This window comes from Streptomyces sp. NPDC016845 (assembly GCF_044332585.1).
Lineage (GTDB): Bacteria > Actinomycetota > Actinomycetes > Streptomycetales > Streptomycetaceae > Streptomyces.
This window is the reverse complement of the sequence record NZ_JBIRPI010000024.1, coordinates 101,315-117,307: the sequence shown is the minus strand read 5'-3', so window position 1 is coordinate 117,307 and position 15,993 is coordinate 101,315. Positions and strand designations below refer to the sequence as shown.

The following is a 15,993-nucleotide window of genomic DNA, read 5'->3' as shown; positions in this document are numbered from 1 at the left end:
ACGACCTACGCATTACAAGTTGTCCGATCTTGGTCCATGAGCATCCACGGCCGTCCAGCGCTCGCCCGAAATTGCTGGTGAGGAGTGACCCCGGATGCTGACGGACGGACAGGGAAGTACCCGGATCAAGGGGCTAGTGAGACCACAACTGAGACAGCCGCGCCGCCCCCTACTCCGCCCGCACCCTCAAACCCCGTACCGCTCCACCGCGTTGCGCAGCTCTGTCTGAAGGTAGGGCGCCAGTGCCCCACCTGCGGCGAACCGCAGCATGTCGTCCGCGACAGTCCGCAGCTTTGTGTTGGTGCGTTGCGAGATATCCCGCAGTGCCCGCCACGCCTCTTCTGGGGGCATCCGCCCAAGGACGACCAAGGCGCCGATCGCTTGATCAATCGTGGCATGCGACGTAACAGCGAGTCGCAGATGGTTGGCCTCTGCCGTAAGCCGCTCGCACTCCAGCTCCAAGCGCTCACACTTCGACTCAAGCCGCTTCAGGTGCCCGGGACGGAACACGTCGTCTTGAGGGGTGTCTGGAAACGTCATTTGACCACCTGGGTTTGGGCCACTTCGTTAGGACAGCTAGCCACCAGGGCTTCCGACAGTCTCCCGCAGGATCGAACCCCCTACACCCGGATCGGGACAGCTTCCCGTCAACCCCAGCGGGCATCGTCATCCATGCGACGGCGCCGCTGGCGGTTGCCTTGACCCGTGCCATCTACCTCGAAGTTGTGTCAGTGAAGCCGTGGTCAACCGGCCGCGTTGCGCGCTGCGCGAGCCAACCGGAGACCCGTGGCCCGCCGTTCACCGCCTCGCCCTCAGAGACTGTCCGAACGTGCTCGAATCCCGCGCGGATGTAGTACTCCTGGAGGGCCCTGTTAGTCGTCCAAGCGTCCAGGCGGAGCCACTTGTACTCCGACTGAAAGGCGCGGTTCCCAGCCCAATCAAGTAGGCGCATGCCGAGGTTCGCACCGGCATGCGTCCGTGCCACCGTGAGCTTGTTGATGTACAGCGAGGGCTCGGCTAGCTCCTGCTCCGACCACAGACCCGCTTCGGCTTCAGGAGTCAACGTTATGGTCGCTGCGGTGTCGTCACCGTCCATCACCATGAAGACGGTCCCGGCCTGGATGGTCGCCGACAGCTTCTCCGCTGGGTAGGGCCGCTGCCACTGGTCAGTGCCAAGACGAGACAACCACGCCGCCGCCTCCTTCCGAAAGGCGAGCAACTTGCTCAAGTCATGGGGCGTAGCGGTGCGGATCATCACTGAGGTTCATTCTCTTCCCGGCCCGACAGGTTGCCGATCTCGTAGTTCATCTGGTTCAGGTCCCCGCGAAAGGTCGTCACGGTGCACCGAATAGGGCGGTCTTCGGAGTACCCGGTACGCGTCCACAGGAGCACAGGGACGCCGGCGCCCATGTCCAAGAGGCGTGCCTCATCCGGAGTAGGCATCCGCGTGGCAATTTCGTCGAAGTAACCGATCTGCTCGATCCCGTAGGACGCGAGGTATCGAGTGGTCCCCTCTTCGATGTCACCTGGCTCAGCCAGTCGCGGTGACTGCTCAACCAGCCAACCGGGGTACCAAGTGGCCTGCGTCGACCATGGCACGTCATCCACGTACCGGTGGCAGAAGCGCAGGACCGTCGTGGTCCCTGCGTCGATTTTGAGTCGCTCCGCAACGTCCGGCGACGCAGGCGTCATTTCGACGCGGAAGGTCTGATGTGGACGGCGACCCGCATTGGTCACGTCCGTGCTGTACGCGTCACCATTCTGGGGGAAGGTCAAGTTCTCGAAGCGGGACGCGTTGAGCTTGAACACCTCGTGCGAACGGACTTCGTAGCCCAGCCCCTGGCTAGACGACACAAGCCCTTGACTGACCAAGAGACTCAGTCCGTTCCGAACCGTGTTCCGGGACGCGTCAAAGCGCTTGACCAGCTCGTTCTCTGACGGCAGCCGCGCACCAGGCGCGTACGTACCGCTGTCGATCTCTCGGCGCAGGGCGTCGGCCACCTGCTGGTACTTCGGCTGCTTACTCATCACCCCATCATGACGCACTCGCGCAACTTGTTGGTACATGTAGCGCCGAAAGGCTTGACGTCTCACCGTCCGTGGGGGCAACATCACTGCAACAGCTTGTACCAACAAGCTGACCAAGCGGTGTAACACCATTTGGTGGGCCACCCGGTGCAAATAACTCAAGAGCGTGATCCACCGCAGTCACTACGGCCGTGCTCACACCGGCTGAGGCGCGTGGAGACCAGTCGGTCTTCTCCCGTCAGGGACACGAACCGACTCAAAAGAACGGATCTGCCCAAGGGCACGTACGCCGCGCCAAGAGACCGAGACGCGATTCCTCGGACGAGCGGGACTGAGGCACAGATCCATATCGCGCACGACAGGCCGTCGCCTCCTGCAAAAGGCGTCCAGCGCGACTAGCGATCGCGCATCACCCGACCTCACCGCAGCTCAACCACTGCGGGCCGGTTGCCTCCGTTGCTCGTCTCGCACGAGCAGCGCTGAGGGGAGCCGGATCTACCGACTTCAACGGCGCGCGGTCCCGGTGCTCCAACACCGGGACCGCTTTCGGGCCGTTGCCCACTGCTAGGGAGACACGACCCATGAAGCACATCGTCACAGTTCAGGACGCTGTTACGGCGTTCGCTCCGTACATGGAGCCGACCGACGCGGAGCTGGACGCGATCGAGCAGGAGATGCCCGTCGTGCTGGCGGATGTGGACCTGCTGGACGCGCAGATCGTCACGATCGACCGCACGCCGACCGAGCTGGACGAGCGGCGGATCCGCCGGGCCCGCCGCCGGGCGCTGGCCGCCCGCGTCGCCCTCCTCAACCGCCCGAGCGTCACCGGCCTGTCCGGGGGTGCCGCATGAGCACCACCACCCGCGACCTCACCTCCGCGCACGCCGAGGTGAAGACGGAGATCACCCGCACCGACAGCAAAGCCAGCCTCCTGCTCGCCTTCATCGGCGCCCTTCTGGCCGGGGCCTGGAGCGCGGGCCACGACCTGCCGCGCACCGCCTGCCTGCTCGTCCCCGGCCTGGCCGGGGTGGCGCTGCTGGTCGGGGCGGCGGCGGTGCTGCTGTCCTCGGTCCGGCCGAACCTGAAGGGTCGCCACGGCTTCCCGCTGTGGGCCATCCTCACCCCCGAGCAGATCCGCGACGCGGTCGCCACCGACCTGGCGGCCGACATCGCGGGCCTGTCCCGCCTCGCCGTCACCAAGTACACAGCGCTGCGCCGCGCGGTCGACCTCACCCGCATCGGCGGCCTGCTGCTGATCGTGGCGGCCGTCCTCGCGTCCGGGGGTGCGGCATGACCGCGAACCCCACCTCCAGCACTCTGGCCGTGACCCTGATCAGTCTGGGGTCGCTGCTGATGATGGGCGCGACCGCCTGCCTGCTCGCGCTGCACGAACCGGCCTGGCGCGGTGTCCTGCTCGTCGGCGCCGTCGTCCACGCGGCCGGTTGGCTGCTGCCCCGCCGCAACCGCCCGGCCCCCGCCACCTCCGACGAGGAGAGCGACGCGGACGAGGATGACAGGTGGCCAGAGTCGTTCGTGTGGGAGTACGGCGACCTGCGCAACGGGCGGGAGGGTGAGCGATGAACCTGCACCGCAAGGGCCGCGCCGCCCTCGTACTCGCCCTGGTCGCCGTCGTCGCGATGGCCTTCCGGGTCTCCTGGAACGCGCTGCGCGACATCGCGGGCGCGGTCGGCGCGGACGCCACCGCCGCGACGCTCTACCCGTTCGTGGTCGACGGGCTGATGGCCCTGGCCCTGATCGCCACCCTCGTGCTCACGGACAAGGACCGGTCGTTCGCGCTGAAGGTGCTGGGCACCTACACGCTCGCCTCGCTCGTCCTGAACTACGTACACGGCCTAGTCCCGGAACTGCACGGCCGGACGATCGAGTGGGGTCGACTGGCCGAGTGGGACCCGGCGAACTGGGCGCTCGTCCTGCTCGCCACTTCGCTGCCAGTCGGGTCGATCTACTTCGGGTCGGATCTGGTGGCCAAGGTGCTGCACCACCGCCCCGCCCCGATCGCACCACCGACCGCGAATACGGAGGAATCTACCGAGACCGAAAGGAATCGGTCTACGGCTGACCTGCCGGTATCGACCTCCGCGCCGATCACCCCGAACGTGAAGCAACTGCCCCGTCCGGTGGCCGTCGGCTTCCTGAAGTCGACTCTGCCCGCCAAGCCGGTGCCCTCGATCACCCCGCCCGTGGCGGCGCCGATCGAGCGGCGCGCGGTGGCGGCCGAATCGACCCGCCCGCGCCGGGCCACGGGCCGCGTCCCGGAGGTCGCCCGCACGCCCCGCCCCAAGCGCACCGCTGACGAGCTGCTCGCCGAGGCGCGTACCGCAACGGCCGGATGGCCGCTCGGCAAGCTGACGGCGGAGGGCATCCGCCGTGAGGTGCGCACGTCCCCGGCGAACGCCCGGACGCTGCGCGACACCCTGCGTGCCGAGCGCGCTGAGGCTGCGTGATGGCCACGCTGCCCGTCTACCGCTGGCGCCTCGCCCCCGACGGGTTGGCCACCCGCCGCCAGCTCCGCGCGCTGGGCTTGCGGCCCGGGGGCCAGGAGGTGGCGGCGCAGATCGAGCGTCCCCGCCGACGGCGCGGGCCGCTGGTCGCCTACCTCTACCGCATCGACCGCGCCAAGCCGGTGCGGCCGATGACAGCCGCACGGTGGGCGGCCCTGGGCCGCGCGAACACCGCCCGCCGCACCTGCCCGCAGTGTCGACGCGATGCCGGATACGTCATCCCGGCCTCGCTCGGCACCTGCGTGCCCTGCCACGACACCCCCACCTCTCTTGCTGCGTGATCGGAGACGCTCATGAAGCACACCATCACCTCGCACCAGCTCCGGGGCCGCCGCGACCTCGAACGCGACGCCAAGCACCTGGCCCCGCACGCCATCCGGCACGTCTCCCGCGCGGTGTCCGGCCGGATGCCCGCCGTGGACATCACCCTCACCGACCCGAAGGGGATGGCCGACCTCGGGGTCCAGGCCGAGGCGGAGCTGTCCGGCTGCACCGACCCTCGCCGGATCGGTAAGGCCCGCCGCGAGAGCCTGCGGCACACCCGCGACGCCGCCGCACTGGCCGTGCCCCGCGCGGACGGATCGGTCCTGATCCTGGTCAACGGTGAACAGCACCGCACCCGCGAGGATCTCGCCATCACGTTGGTGCATGAGCTGACGCACGCGATGCAGTTCTCCCGCCGGGGCGTCCTGGACGTGATCGTGCGGAACCTGCGTGCCGCCTACGGCATCGAGCGCCAGTCGCGCCGCGAGGCCCGCGACTTCGCGCGGACGCTCACCGAGCACGAGCGCGAGGCGTACGAGACCGAGCGCCTCGCCGCCGACCTCCCGCACTGACCCCCACCCCCGCCGTGCCAGGGCCCGCCCACATCGGGCGGGCCCTGGTTCCTCCTGCCCGCTTGCGGGCTGTCTGGAGTCGAAGACGCATGAGTGACAACGTCGTTCACCTGCACAAAACCCCCGACACGAACCCCGCGCCGGATGCCAAGGTCACCACCCTGACGGTGGTGCCCGAGCAGCGGCCGGTGCCGTTGTGGGTGCGCTCGGGCAAGGCCGTGCGCAGCGCGGTCACGCACGAGCGGACCCGCACCGCCGGCCGTTTGGCCGTCCGCCACACCACCTACGTCCTGGGCGGCACGAGGATCGTGGCCCGCCGCACCTGGGACGGACGGACCGCGGCCCGCTACGAGCGCATGCTCCGCGCCGCCGAGGCGGCCGGGAACTACGAGGTGGCACAGGAGTGGGAGGAGCGCGGGCAGCGCTACCGCGAGGCCCGCCACCGCCGCCGCATGGACCTCCTCACCTCCCCCGTGGACGCCGCCAAGGGCGCCGCCGCCGGGGTCGGTCTGGGCATCGGCGGACTGCTCGTGCTCGGCATCGCCCTGGCCGTGGCCACCAAGGACGTCACCGACGTGGTCACCCCGCTGATGGCGGTCGTCCGGTTCATCCGCCTCATGATCTGGATCGTGCAGGTCGTCTGGGGCCCGCTCATCACCGTTGGGCCGCTGCTCGCCCTGCTCGGGCTGTGGGAGGTCGGGCGGCGGGCGCAGGCCGCCCCGTACTGGGCCCTGCCGGACAACGTCCGCTCAGGCGAGGGCGAGCCGATCACGCCGTCGATCGTGGTCAAGGCGCTGCGCGACCTCGGGGTACCTGCCCTGCGCAACGCCATCAAGGAGATGGGCGACGCCGGGGCCGGAATGCTCGGGCCGATCCGGATCGCCGGATGCGGCGTCGAGGTCGACGTGACCCTCCCGTCGGGTGTCTCGACGATCGAGGTGCAACAGCGTCGCCGGAAGCTGGCGGAGAACCTGACCCGGCACGAGCACGAGGTGTTCATCACCATCCCGCAGGCCGCCCGCACGGTCCGCCTCTGGGTGGCCGACTCCGGGGCGCTCGATGAGCCGATCGGCCCGTCCCCGCTCACCACCGACGACACCCTGACCGCCGACTACGCCAAGGGCCGCGCCCCATGGGGTCAGGACCTGCGCGGCGACGCCGCCGCCCTCAGCCTCTACCAGCGCCACCTCCTCATCACCGGCCTGTCCAACCAGGGCAAGACGGTTGCCCTGCGCTCCCTCGCGCTGTGGCTGTCCCTGGACAAGTCGGTCCAGTTCCTCATGGGCGACCTCAAGGGCGTCGGCGACTGGAACATGTTCGACGGCCTCGCCACCACCCTCATCCAGGGCCCGACCGATGAGCACGTCATCCAGGTCACGGAGATGGTGGAGGGCGCCGTGGAGGAAATGAACCGGCGCATCCAGGCCCCGCCCGGTACCACCTTCCCGCCGCTGATCGTGCTGGTCGACGAGGCGCAGGTGGCGTTCATGTGCCCCCTCAAGGACGACGACAAGCGCCCGTATGGCGGCTCCAAGGCCAACTCCCGCTACTTCATGGCGGTCCGCAAGATTCACAACCAGGGCCGGGCGGTCAACGTCCTGATGTGGCAGGGCACCCAGGACCCCACCGACCAGAACCTCCCCAAGCTCGTGCGCGAGGGCGCCCACACCCGCGCCTCCCTCGCCCTGGGCACCGAGTCGCAGGCCCGCATGGCACTCGGGGACAAGGCGGTCGACGGCGGGGCGGCGCCGAACCTGCTCCGTCCCGGCCTGGACCGAGGAACCCTGGTCGTTGCCTCCGACGGCATCACCATCCCGGCCGGTCAGTCCTCCATCACGGTGCGCACGCACTACATCGACGACGAAGCGGCCGAGGCCATCACCGACCGGGCCAAGGCGATGCGGGACTGCGTCACCACCCTGCACGTCATCGAGCGCGGCGAGGACCGCGACCCGCTCGCCGACATCCTCACCGTGCTGGGAGACGCCGCGCGGGTGCTCACGCAGGACGTGCTTCGGCGGCTCGCCGCGCTGAACGCCGAGGCGTACGGCAAGTGGTCCTTCGTCGACCTCAAGCGCGTCCTGGACGGCACCGGCGCCGAGCCCTACAAGTCCGACGGCCGGATGGTCGTGGGCCGCGACCGCGTCGCCCGGGCCCTCGCCCACCGCGACGACGAGGGTTCCGCTTCCGCCTCCGAGTAGAGGGAGGCAAGCACCCAACGGGGCAGGGAGCCAGGGAGAACTCCCTGACTGCCTCCCTGCCCCGCCTCCCTGGCCCTGACCTGCGCGAATGATCGTCCAGGGAGGCAGGGAGGCCCGCAGGTCAGCACCCCTGAAACCCCCTCCACGGCGTCCCCGCAAGGGGGTGCCTCCGCCTCCCTGACCCATGCCCGGAAGGGATTCCGCATGCTGCCCGAACATGCCCGCCACACCCGCGCCGAGGCGCCCGTCGTCGTCCACCACCCCGCGCCGATACAGCACGTCCACGCCGCCCCGCTCGTCGCGGTGCAGCCGGGCCACGTCGCCGCCGTGCAGACCATCGTGCTGCCCGACGGACGCGCCGTTACCGGCTACGCGATCAACCCCGTCCACCCCGAGCCGGTCCCGGCCAAGCCGGTCGTCTCCCGGGCCGCGGTGAACATCGCCCTTGGGGGCGTCGGCTTCCTCGCCGTCTGCGGCGGCCTGCTGCTGTTGACGACGTTCATCGCCGCGCTCGCCGCGCTCATCCACCAGCTCGTCATCCTCGCCGCCGTCATCTTCGGCGGCTGGGTCGCCGTGCAGGTGCTCGGAGCCTCGCGCGGCTCGACCACGGTCAACATCCGCAAAGCGATCTTCAAGCGCAACCACTTCCACGGCTGACCTGGAGGTCATCCCTCATGCCGACCACGCCCGATCCGGTCGCCTACCCGCAGGACGCGGCCGAGGCGATCCGCAAGTACAACCACGCCACCTACGCCACCACCACCAACCCGTTCCCGCTCCCGACCCCGGGGGAGGTGTACCGGGCCGTCGCCGCGTTCAAGGCCCTGGCCTACCGGCTGCCGCAGGCGTTCGAGCACACCGGCAACGCCCTGGACACCCTCGCCGACAGCGGCCGCCTCACCGCCACCCACGGCGACGTGAACCACCACATCGCCGCCGCCATCGACGCCCTGACCGAGGCCGAGGATCTCACCCGCGCTCTCGCCGCCGTCCTGGAAAGCGCCCACAGCGCGACCGGGGTGCTCGGCTACCGCGAACCCGACACCGACTCCTAGCTACGCCAAGGGCGGCCCCCGCTCACGCCAATGAATCGGGGCCGCCCTTGTCATCCAGCGCTTCCGACAGGACTGGAGACCTCCAGCATGACCCATGACCCCCGATCCGCGCTGCTGTCCGCAGCACTCGCCGCCGCAGAACGCGGCTGGCACGTCTTCCCCCTGCTCCCTGGCACCAAGCGCCCCGCCCTGCACGGCGAGCGCACCTGCGACCGCACGGGAGCGTGCGCGAGCGGCCACCTGAAGTGGGAGCAGCGCGCCACCACCGACCCGTCCCACATCCGTGCCGCGTGGACGCGAGCGCCGTTCAACATCGGCATCGCCACCGGCCCGGCCGGGCTGCTCGTCGTCGACCTCGACAAGCCCAAGGACAAGAGCAGTGCGGACGCGCCTGACGGCGCGGCAACCTTTGCAGCGCTCTGCGAGCGCGCCGGGCATGCCATCCCCGACACCTACCGGGTGCGGACCGCGAGCGGCGGAAGCCACCTGTACTTCACCGCCCCGCACGGCGTCCGGCTGACCAACACGGCTGGCACCGTGGGCGAGTTGGTCGATACCCGAGCGTGGGGTGGGTACGTCGTTGCGGCGGGCAGCACCACCCCCGCCGGACCCTACGAGGCGCTCAGCGCCCCTCAGGCGGCCCCACTGCCCTCCTGGCTCCAAAGCATCCTGCAACCCACCCCCAAGACGCCTCACGCCCCTTCTACGGCCGTACCGGGGCAATCCAGGGGATACGCGGATGTAGCGCTCGCCAACGAGACCCGCAACGTCGCTGCAGCCCAACAGGGCGGGCGGGAGGCGGCGTTGTTCCGGGCGGCGCGCGCCCTGGGGCGGTTCGTCGCGTGGGGCGACCTCCCCCGGCACACGGTTGAACAGGCTCTTCAGGAGGCGGGGGAGGCGGCCGGTCTGTCCCCGTCCGAGTGCCGCTCGACCCTGCGCAGCGCCCTGAACTGGTCCATCGCCCACAACGCGGTCAGGCGGGATGCGGCATGAGCCCCCGATCCCGCCCCCCACTGAAGAGCATCCCCGCCACACACCAGCCGCAGGACGCCACGCAGCCTGTGGACGCGGCGGCCGTGGGCGAGCCGACAGACGCCGCCCGTCAGGGCGTCGTCACTTCTTGTCGTCCTGACCCGCGCCGTGGCGACGGGCGGTACCCCATCGCGTGGCTGCACATCGTCGCCCCGCGCGGCGCCACCCCCACCGCCACCTCCCGCTGCGCCTGCGGACGCGACCGCTCAGCCGTCGGCCGCGCCCGGGTGCTCGCCCTCATCACCGACCACACCGCCCACCGCGACCTGTGCCCCCTGCGCACCCCCCAGGAAGGAAGGGCCGCCGCATGACCGACCAGCCCATCGACGGCGCCGCACTGCTCGACGAGGTAGAAGCCTTCCACCGCCGCTTCAACGTCTTCCCCACCGAAGCCGCCTACGTCGCCGTCGCCCTGTGGGACGCCCACGCCCACCTGCTCGACTGCTTCGACTCCACCCCCCGCATCGCCTTCCTCAGCCCCGAGCCGGGGTCGGGCAAGACGCGCGCCCTGGAGATCGTGGAAACCCTCGTCCCCCAGCCCATGACCGCCGTCAACGCGTCCGCCGCCGCGCTGTTCCGCTCCGTCTCCTCCGGCAACGGCAAGCCAACGATCCTCTTCGACGAGATCGACACCGTGTTCGGCCCCAAGGCCGGGGACAACGAGGAACTGCGCGGCTTCCTCAACGCCGGACACCGCCGCACCGGGGTCACCTACCGGTGCATCGGCGACGGCGGACAACAGACCGTGCAAGCGTTCCCGTCGTACTGCGCGGTCGCGGTCGCCGGACTCGGCTCACTGCCGGACACGATCCTCAGCCGCTCCGTCATCATCCGCATGCGCCGCCGCGCCCGCAACGAGCGCGTGGAGCCCTTCCGGGCCCGCGTCCACGAGGCGGAGGGGCACAAGCTCCGGGACCGGCTCGCCGCATGGGCCGAGCACGCCCGGGGCTTCGTGATGGGGGCCTGGCCCGAGATGCCCGACGGGGTCACCGACCGGCCGGCGGATGTGTGGGAACCGCTGCTCGCCATCGCCGACGCCATCGGCGGGCACTGGCCCGAGCGGGCCCGCGCCGCCTGCGTCACCCTCGTCACCGCCTCCCGCGCCAACGACAAAGGCAGCATCGGCGTCCGGCTCCTGACCGACCTGCGCGACCACGTCATGACCGGCATCGACCGCCTGCCCACCGTCGCCATCCTGGACCGGCTCAACTCCATGGACGACGCCCCCTGGGCCGACCTCAACGGCAAGCCGCTCGACAACCGGCGCCTGTCCAAGATGCTCGCCGACTACATGACCGGGGACAACGAGCCCATCGCCTCCCGCAACATCAAGACCGGCGCGAGCGTCCTCAAGGGCTACTACACGGCCGATCTCCACGACGCGTGGCAGCGCTACTGCCCCCCGCCCCCGGAAAGTCCGCTACCTCCGCTACCGGGCACCGAAGACGCTGCCTGACCTGCAACAACTCGGTAGCGGCAAGCCGTCGCGCTTGCCGCTACCCATCCGCTACCGCTACCCCATCCGCTACCTCCGACAGGGCCCCTGACCTGCGAGGTAGCGGCGGTAGCGGAAGTAGCGGACTCCTGAGAGGCCCCCACGGACTGCCCGAGGAGACACCCCGGATGAGCACCGCGATCGCTGCCCCCGTCGACCGACTCCTGTACAAGCCCGAAGAGGCTGCCGAAGCACTCGCGATCGGCCGCTCCACCGTCTACGAGCTGATGGCCGATGGCGCCCTGAAGTACATCAAGTTGGGCCGCACGCGCCGGATTCGGCGCAAGGACCTGGAGGCGTACGTGGAGAACCTCTCACCGCTGCCCGCCTGACCGAGCACGTCCCGAGGCGCCCCGAGCACTCCGCTCGGGGCGCCTCCCTCATGGAGAGGTCCACATGAGCCCGCGCAAGGCCAACAACGAATCATCCATCTACTTCGGCGCTGACGGCTGGTGGCACGGCCGCGTCACCATGGGCGTGAAGAACGACGGCAGCCCCGACCGGCGTCACCGCCGCGCCAAGACCGAGTCCGAGATCAAGAGCAAGGTCAGGAAGTTGGAGCGCCAGCGCGACGAGGGCCGCGCGACCAAGGCCGGTCGCGCGCCGACCGTCGCGAAGTGGATGGAGACCTACCTCACCGACATCGCGAGCCTGAAACTCAAGCCCCGCTCCCTGGATGACTACTGGTCCAAGACCCGCAACGACATCATCCCGGGGGTCGGACAGCACCGGATCGACAAGCTTCAGCCCGAGCACCTGGAGCACATGTACCGGGCGATGCTCGATGCCGGACACGCCCCCTCGCACGTCGTGAAGGTCCACCGCATTCTGTCCCGCGCTCTGAAGATCGCTCACCGTCGCCGCATGGTCAGTGAGAACGTCGCCACCCTGGTGGACCCGCCCAGCGTCGATGAGACCGAGGCGAACCCCTTCACTCAGGAGGAGTCCAAGGCGTTCCTTGAGGCGGCGGCGAAGCGCCCCTCCTTCATGCGGTGGATCGTCGGTGTCGGCATGGGCTTCCGGCAGGGCGAGACGCTCGGTTTGCGCTGGCCCTACGTCGACCTCGACGCGGAGCTGTTCCACCCCAAGTGGCAGCTACAGCGCCTCACATGGCGCCACGGCTGCACGGACCCGCACGCGTGCGGGGAACGCCTCCACCGCTTCGAGCCGTGCCCGCCGAACTGCACCACGCACAAGAACTACAAGCGTGGCTGCCCGTCGCCCTGCACCAAGACATGCACGAAGCACGCGAGCGCCTGCCCCAACCGCAAGGAAGGCGGTTTGACCTTCACCCGCCCCAAGACCAAGAAAAGCCAGAACCCCGTACCGATCCCGCCCGTCTTCCTCCCGTTCCTGCACGACCACAAGGCCCGCCAGGACGAGATGCGGGCCGCCGCTGGTGAGCTGTGGGAGGAACACCACGTCGTATTCTCCCGGCCGGACGGCCGCCCGCTCGACCCCCGGCAGGACTACGAGGAGTTCAAGGAGCTGCTGACCGAGGCCGGGATCGACGACCGCCGCCTGTATGACGGGAGCCGCCACACGGCGGGGACGATCCTTAATGAGCTTGGCGTAGACATGCCGACCATCATGGAGATTCTTCGGCACACCCAGATCAGCCAGACCCGCCGCTACGTGAAGGGCCGGTCTCACCTGTCGAAGGACGCAATGCGGCGTATGGGCGAGTTCTTTGTACCCGCGCCGAGCCCCGATCCGGCCCCACATTCCGGCCCGACTGAGACCACAACTGAGACCCCTGGCACCCGAGCGGCCCGCTCCCGCCGCCGTCGCCGCATCCGCTGAACGAGAAAACCCCAGGTCGGAGTCGTTCCGACCTGGGGTTCGGCAGAGCCCCCTGTCGGATTCGAACCGACGACCTACGCATTACAAGTGCGTTGCTCTGGCCATCTGAGCTAAGGAGGCAGCCCGTGCAGTGTAACCAACCCCGTGACCCGGTCCGTCGAATAATTCGGCGAATCCCACAGGCTCCGGAGTACTGACAGACCGGCCGTCCTGCGGGTACGGTCCGATCAGTTCACCCGCGTGGACTACACCACTGCTTCACGCCGCTGCGGCATCCGCCGCACCCGGCCCCGCCTTTACAACGGATCGTCCGGCACGTTCCTGCCGGTGAAGGGGGCTTCACAGCCATGGCATCTGTCACGTTCGACAAGGCGACCCGCGTCTACCCGGGTTCGACCAAGCCCGCCGTCGACGGCCTGGACATCGAGATCGAGGACGGCGAGTTCCTCGTCCTCGTCGGCCCGTCCGGCTGCGGCAAGTCGACCTCCCTGCGCATGCTCGCGGGGCTCGAGGACGTCAACGGCGGAGCCATCCGCATCGGCGACCGCGACGTCACGCACCTTCCGCCGAAGGACCGGGACATCGCCATGGTGTTCCAGAACTACGCGCTCTACCCGCACATGTCGGTCGCCGACAACATGGGCTTCGCGCTCAAGATCGCCGGCGTGAACAAGGCGGAGATCCGGCAGAAGGTCGAGGAGGCCGCGAAGATTCTCGACCTCACCGAGTACCTGGACCGCAAGCCGAAGGCGCTCTCCGGTGGTCAGCGTCAGCGTGTCGCCATGGGCCGCGCCATCGTGCGTGAGCCCCAGGTGTTCCTCATGGACGAGCCGCTGTCGAACCTCGACGCCAAGCTCCGTGTGTCGACCCGTACGCAGATCGCGTCGCTCCAGCGCCGCCTCGGCATCACCACCGTCTACGTCACCCACGACCAGGTCGAGGCCATGACGATGGGTGACCGTGTCGCGGTCCTCAAGGACGGTCTGCTCCAGCAGGTCGACTCGCCGCGCAACATGTACGACCGCCCGGCCAACCTCTTCGTCGCCGGCTTCATCGGCTCCCCCGCCATGAACCTGGTCGAGGTCCCGATCACGGACGGCGGCGTGAAGTTCGGCAACTCGGTCGTGCCGATCAACCGTGAGGCCCTCAAGGCCGCCTCCGACAAGGGCGACACCACCGTCACGGTCGGCGTCCGCCCGGAGCACTTCGACATCGTCGAGCACGGTGGCGAGGCCGCCAAGACCCTCACCAAGGACGCCACCGATGCCCCGGCGGGCCTCGCGGTCTCCGTGAACGTGGTGGAGGAGCTCGGCGCCGACGGTTACGTCTACGGTGCCGCGCAGGTCGGCGGCGAGCACCAGGACCTGGTCGTCCGGGTCAACGGCCGCCAGGTGCCGGAGAAGGGCGCGCAGCTGCACGTCGTGCCGCGTCCGGGCGAGACCCACGTGTTCTCGACCTCAACGGGTGAGCGTCTCTCCGACTGAGACCGGGCTGGACAGCACTACGACGACCGAGGGGCTCCGCGCCGACGCTGCGCGGGGCCCCTCGCGTATGCCCCTGGCGCGTGCAGTGTCGACAAATACCCCGGCAAGTAAGACATATGGGCCAGTGGCGTCAACGCGTAAGCAAAGAAACCTACTTACCCGTCCCTCGGTCGAGTGACGAAATGTCGCCAAATCATCACTGACCGCTACGCTCACTCGCGTGACGCACTCCGCTGACTACACCCAGAAGCCGCGCCGAGCCCGGGGCCAGGGCCCCGCCCGCCGCGCCGCCCGCACGCTCGCGTTCGTCCTGCCGGTGATGCTGGTGCTCTCCGGGACCCTCGCGGTCACCCGAGTCAACTGGTCCGGGAACGACGCGGACTCCATCCTCACGGCTTCCTCACACGATGTCTCCGCCCGCGCCAAGTCGCGCGCCCCGCAGGACGTCCTCCGGGACCGGCTGCTCCAAGAGCTCCAGGAGGACAACCCCGGGATCGCGCTGACCCATCTCCAGCAGGAGGTCGACCGACGCCCGTCCCTCGCCAAGCACTGCATGTCGATCGCGAAGGCCCTGGGCCGCGCCGCGGTGCAGGCCTACGGTCCGGCGCGCGCCCAGTCGTACGCGCGGCCGGTCTGCGACACCTCCTTCGCGTCGGGGGTGGCCGGGTTCCGGGCCTGAACCACCTGCCGTCCGCAGCTCCCGGCGGGCCGTGCGCACGTACAGTTCCGGTCATGACGACCGTTGAACCGTCCGCGCACGGCCCGCATTCTTCTGCCCACCGCCCCACCCAGGCCGTCGTCCTCGCGGGTGGCCAGGGTTCGCGGCTGCGCCCGTACACCGACGACCGGCCGAAGCCGATGGTGGAGATCCCGGGCACGGGGACGCCGATCATCGGGCATCAGCTGGCCTGGCTCGCCGAGGAGGGCGTCACGGACGCCGTCGTCTCCTGCGGGCATCTCGCCGAGGTCCTCCAGGAGTGGCTCACCAAGGCGGACCTGCCCCTGCGCGTCACGACGGTCGTCGAGAAGGAGCCCCTCGGGCGCGGCGGCGGCCTGAAGTTCGCGGCCCGGCACCTGCCGCATCAGGACCGGCCCTGGTACGCGACGAACGGTGACATCTGGACCCGGTTCTCGCTGCGCGACATGGCCGACTTCCACCACGAGCGCGAGGCGACGGCGACGCTCGCCCTCGCCCGTCCCCGTATCCCGTGGGGCGCCGTCGAGACGGACGCGTTCGGCCACATCACGGACTTCGTCGAGGCGCCGCCGTCGCCGTACCTGATCAACGCGGGGCTGTACGTCCTCTCCCCCGAGTTCGCCTCGCTGCTCCCGGACACCGGCGACCACGAGCGCACCACGTTCCCGCGCCTGGCCCGCGCCAAGCGCCTCGCCGGTTTCCCGATCCCGCAGGGCGCGTACTGGCGGGCGATCGACACGGCGAAGGACCTCAGCGAGGCGGCGAAGGAGCTCAAGGCGCTCAGCCGCTGAGAAGGAGTTGCCGATACGTACGAGGAAGGGGCCCCGCACGGTGATCGTG

The 15,993-nt window shown here is 69.5% G+C and carries 20 protein-coding genes and 1 tRNA gene; 17 read left to right on the top strand and 4 right to left on the bottom strand.

The features are described 5' to 3' along the window. Positions 1 to 186: 186 nt before the first annotated feature. The 3 genes from ACH4RC_RS36070 to ACH4RC_RS36060 all read right to left on the bottom strand — a co-directional run bounded on the left by ACH4RC_RS36070 (position 187) and on the right by ACH4RC_RS36060 (position 2,028). Positions 187 to 540, bottom strand: a complete 354-nt coding sequence (locus ACH4RC_RS36070; RefSeq protein WP_398208368.1) for an ANTAR domain-containing protein — start codon at positions 538 to 540, stop codon at positions 187 to 189. Positions 541 to 712: 172 nt separating this feature from the next. After that, positions 713 to 1,255 (bottom strand): GNAT family N-acetyltransferase, encoded by a 543-nt coding sequence (locus ACH4RC_RS36065; RefSeq protein WP_398208366.1) that lies wholly within the window; start codon positions 1,253 to 1,255, stop codon positions 713 to 715. After that, positions 1,255 to 2,028 (bottom strand): GntR family transcriptional regulator, encoded by a 774-nt coding sequence (locus tag ACH4RC_RS36060; RefSeq protein WP_398208365.1) that lies wholly within the window; start codon positions 2,026 to 2,028, stop codon positions 1,255 to 1,257. Before ACH4RC_RS36060 ends, ACH4RC_RS36065 begins: the two co-directional genes overlap by 1 nt. A 581-nt stretch (positions 2,029 to 2,609) precedes the next feature. On the opposite strand from ACH4RC_RS36060, the gene ACH4RC_RS36055 reads away from it, so the two are divergent. The 14 genes from ACH4RC_RS36055 (at position 2,610) to ACH4RC_RS35990 (ending at position 12,972) form a co-directional block, all read left to right on the top strand. Next, on the top strand, positions 2,610 to 2,879 hold the full coding sequence (locus tag ACH4RC_RS36055) for a DUF6284 family protein (protein ID WP_398208363.1): 270 nt from the start codon (positions 2,610 to 2,612) through the stop codon (positions 2,877 to 2,879). Then, on the top strand, positions 2,876 to 3,322 hold the full coding sequence (locus tag ACH4RC_RS36050) for a Pycsar system effector family protein (RefSeq protein ID WP_398208361.1): 447 nt from the start codon (positions 2,876 to 2,878) through the stop codon (positions 3,320 to 3,322). Before ACH4RC_RS36055 ends, ACH4RC_RS36050 begins: the two co-directional genes overlap by 4 nt. Next, on the top strand, positions 3,319 to 3,609 hold the full coding sequence (locus ACH4RC_RS36045) for a hypothetical protein (protein WP_398208359.1): 291 nt from the start codon (positions 3,319 to 3,321) through the stop codon (positions 3,607 to 3,609). Before ACH4RC_RS36050 ends, ACH4RC_RS36045 begins: the two co-directional genes overlap by 4 nt. Then, on the top strand, positions 3,606 to 4,493 hold the full coding sequence (locus ACH4RC_RS36040; RefSeq protein WP_398208358.1) for a DUF2637 domain-containing protein: 888 nt from the start codon (positions 3,606 to 3,608) through the stop codon (positions 4,491 to 4,493). The genes ACH4RC_RS36045 and ACH4RC_RS36040 overlap by 4 nt, the downstream gene beginning before the upstream one ends. Further along, positions 4,493 to 4,831, top strand: coding sequence for an RRQRL motif-containing zinc-binding protein (locus ACH4RC_RS36035; RefSeq protein ID WP_398208356.1), 339 nt, complete (start codon positions 4,493 to 4,495; stop codon positions 4,829 to 4,831). Before ACH4RC_RS36040 ends, ACH4RC_RS36035 begins: the two co-directional genes overlap by 1 nt. Positions 4,832 to 4,843: 12 nt before the next feature. Beyond that, complete coding sequence (locus ACH4RC_RS36030) at positions 4,844 to 5,386, top strand: hypothetical protein (protein WP_398208355.1); 543 nt, start codon at positions 4,844 to 4,846, stop codon at positions 5,384 to 5,386. 89 nt (positions 5,387 to 5,475) lie between these two features. Then, the gene (locus tag ACH4RC_RS36025) at positions 5,476 to 7,587 is read left to right on the top strand and encodes an FtsK/SpoIIIE domain-containing protein (RefSeq protein WP_398208353.1); all 2,112 of its coding nucleotides are present in this window, start codon (positions 5,476 to 5,478) and stop codon (positions 7,585 to 7,587) included. 204 nt (positions 7,588 to 7,791) lie between these two features. Continuing rightward, the gene (locus tag ACH4RC_RS36020; protein WP_398208352.1) at positions 7,792 to 8,244 is read left to right on the top strand and encodes a hypothetical protein; all 453 of its coding nucleotides are present in this window, start codon (positions 7,792 to 7,794) and stop codon (positions 8,242 to 8,244) included. Between the two features lie 17 nt (positions 8,245 to 8,261). Then, positions 8,262 to 8,642 carry a hypothetical protein gene (locus ACH4RC_RS36015; RefSeq protein WP_398208350.1) on the top strand — a complete coding sequence of 127 codons (381 nt, stop codon included), beginning with the start codon at positions 8,262 to 8,264 and terminating at the stop codon, positions 8,640 to 8,642. A gap of 87 nt (positions 8,643 to 8,729) precedes the next feature. Next, positions 8,730 to 9,635, top strand: coding sequence for a bifunctional DNA primase/polymerase (locus tag ACH4RC_RS36010; protein ID WP_398208349.1), 906 nt, complete (start codon positions 8,730 to 8,732; stop codon positions 9,633 to 9,635). Next, positions 9,632 to 9,985, top strand: coding sequence for a hypothetical protein (locus ACH4RC_RS36005; RefSeq protein WP_398208348.1), 354 nt, complete (start codon positions 9,632 to 9,634; stop codon positions 9,983 to 9,985). Before ACH4RC_RS36010 ends, ACH4RC_RS36005 begins: the two co-directional genes overlap by 4 nt. Continuing rightward, positions 9,982 to 11,130, top strand: a complete 1,149-nt coding sequence (locus ACH4RC_RS36000) for a DUF3631 domain-containing protein (protein ID WP_398208347.1) — start codon at positions 9,982 to 9,984, stop codon at positions 11,128 to 11,130. Before ACH4RC_RS36005 ends, ACH4RC_RS36000 begins: the two co-directional genes overlap by 4 nt. 167 nt (positions 11,131 to 11,297) lie before the next feature. Then, positions 11,298 to 11,501 carry a helix-turn-helix domain-containing protein gene (locus ACH4RC_RS35995; protein ID WP_398208346.1) on the top strand — a complete coding sequence of 68 codons (204 nt, stop codon included), beginning with the start codon at positions 11,298 to 11,300 and terminating at the stop codon, positions 11,499 to 11,501. Positions 11,502 to 11,565: 64 nt separating this feature from the next. Continuing rightward, entirely contained in the window at positions 11,566 to 12,972 is a 1,407-nt protein-coding gene (locus ACH4RC_RS35990; RefSeq protein WP_398208344.1) for a tyrosine-type recombinase/integrase, read from the top strand. Positions 12,973 to 13,018: 46 nt separating this feature from the next. Here ACH4RC_RS35990 and ACH4RC_RS35985 read toward each other — a convergent pair. Next, positions 13,019 to 13,092, bottom strand: a tRNA-Thr gene (locus ACH4RC_RS35985). 227 nt (positions 13,093 to 13,319) lie between these two features. Here ACH4RC_RS35985 and ACH4RC_RS35980 point away from each other — a divergent pair. The 3 genes from ACH4RC_RS35980 to ACH4RC_RS35970 all read left to right on the top strand — a co-directional run bounded on the left by ACH4RC_RS35980 (position 13,320) and on the right by ACH4RC_RS35970 (position 15,944). Beyond that, the gene (locus ACH4RC_RS35980; RefSeq protein WP_398208342.1) at positions 13,320 to 14,456 is read left to right on the top strand and encodes an ABC transporter ATP-binding protein; all 1,137 of its coding nucleotides are present in this window, start codon (positions 13,320 to 13,322) and stop codon (positions 14,454 to 14,456) included. 220 nt (positions 14,457 to 14,676) lie between these two features. Further along, entirely contained in the window at positions 14,677 to 15,135 is a 459-nt protein-coding gene (locus ACH4RC_RS35975) for a hypothetical protein (RefSeq protein WP_394432922.1), read from the top strand. Between the two features lie 53 nt (positions 15,136 to 15,188). Next, positions 15,189 to 15,944 carry an NDP-sugar synthase gene (locus ACH4RC_RS35970; protein WP_398208339.1) on the top strand — a complete coding sequence of 252 codons (756 nt, stop codon included), beginning with the start codon at positions 15,189 to 15,191 and terminating at the stop codon, positions 15,942 to 15,944. The last annotated feature ends 49 nt before the right edge of the window (positions 15,945 to 15,993 follow it).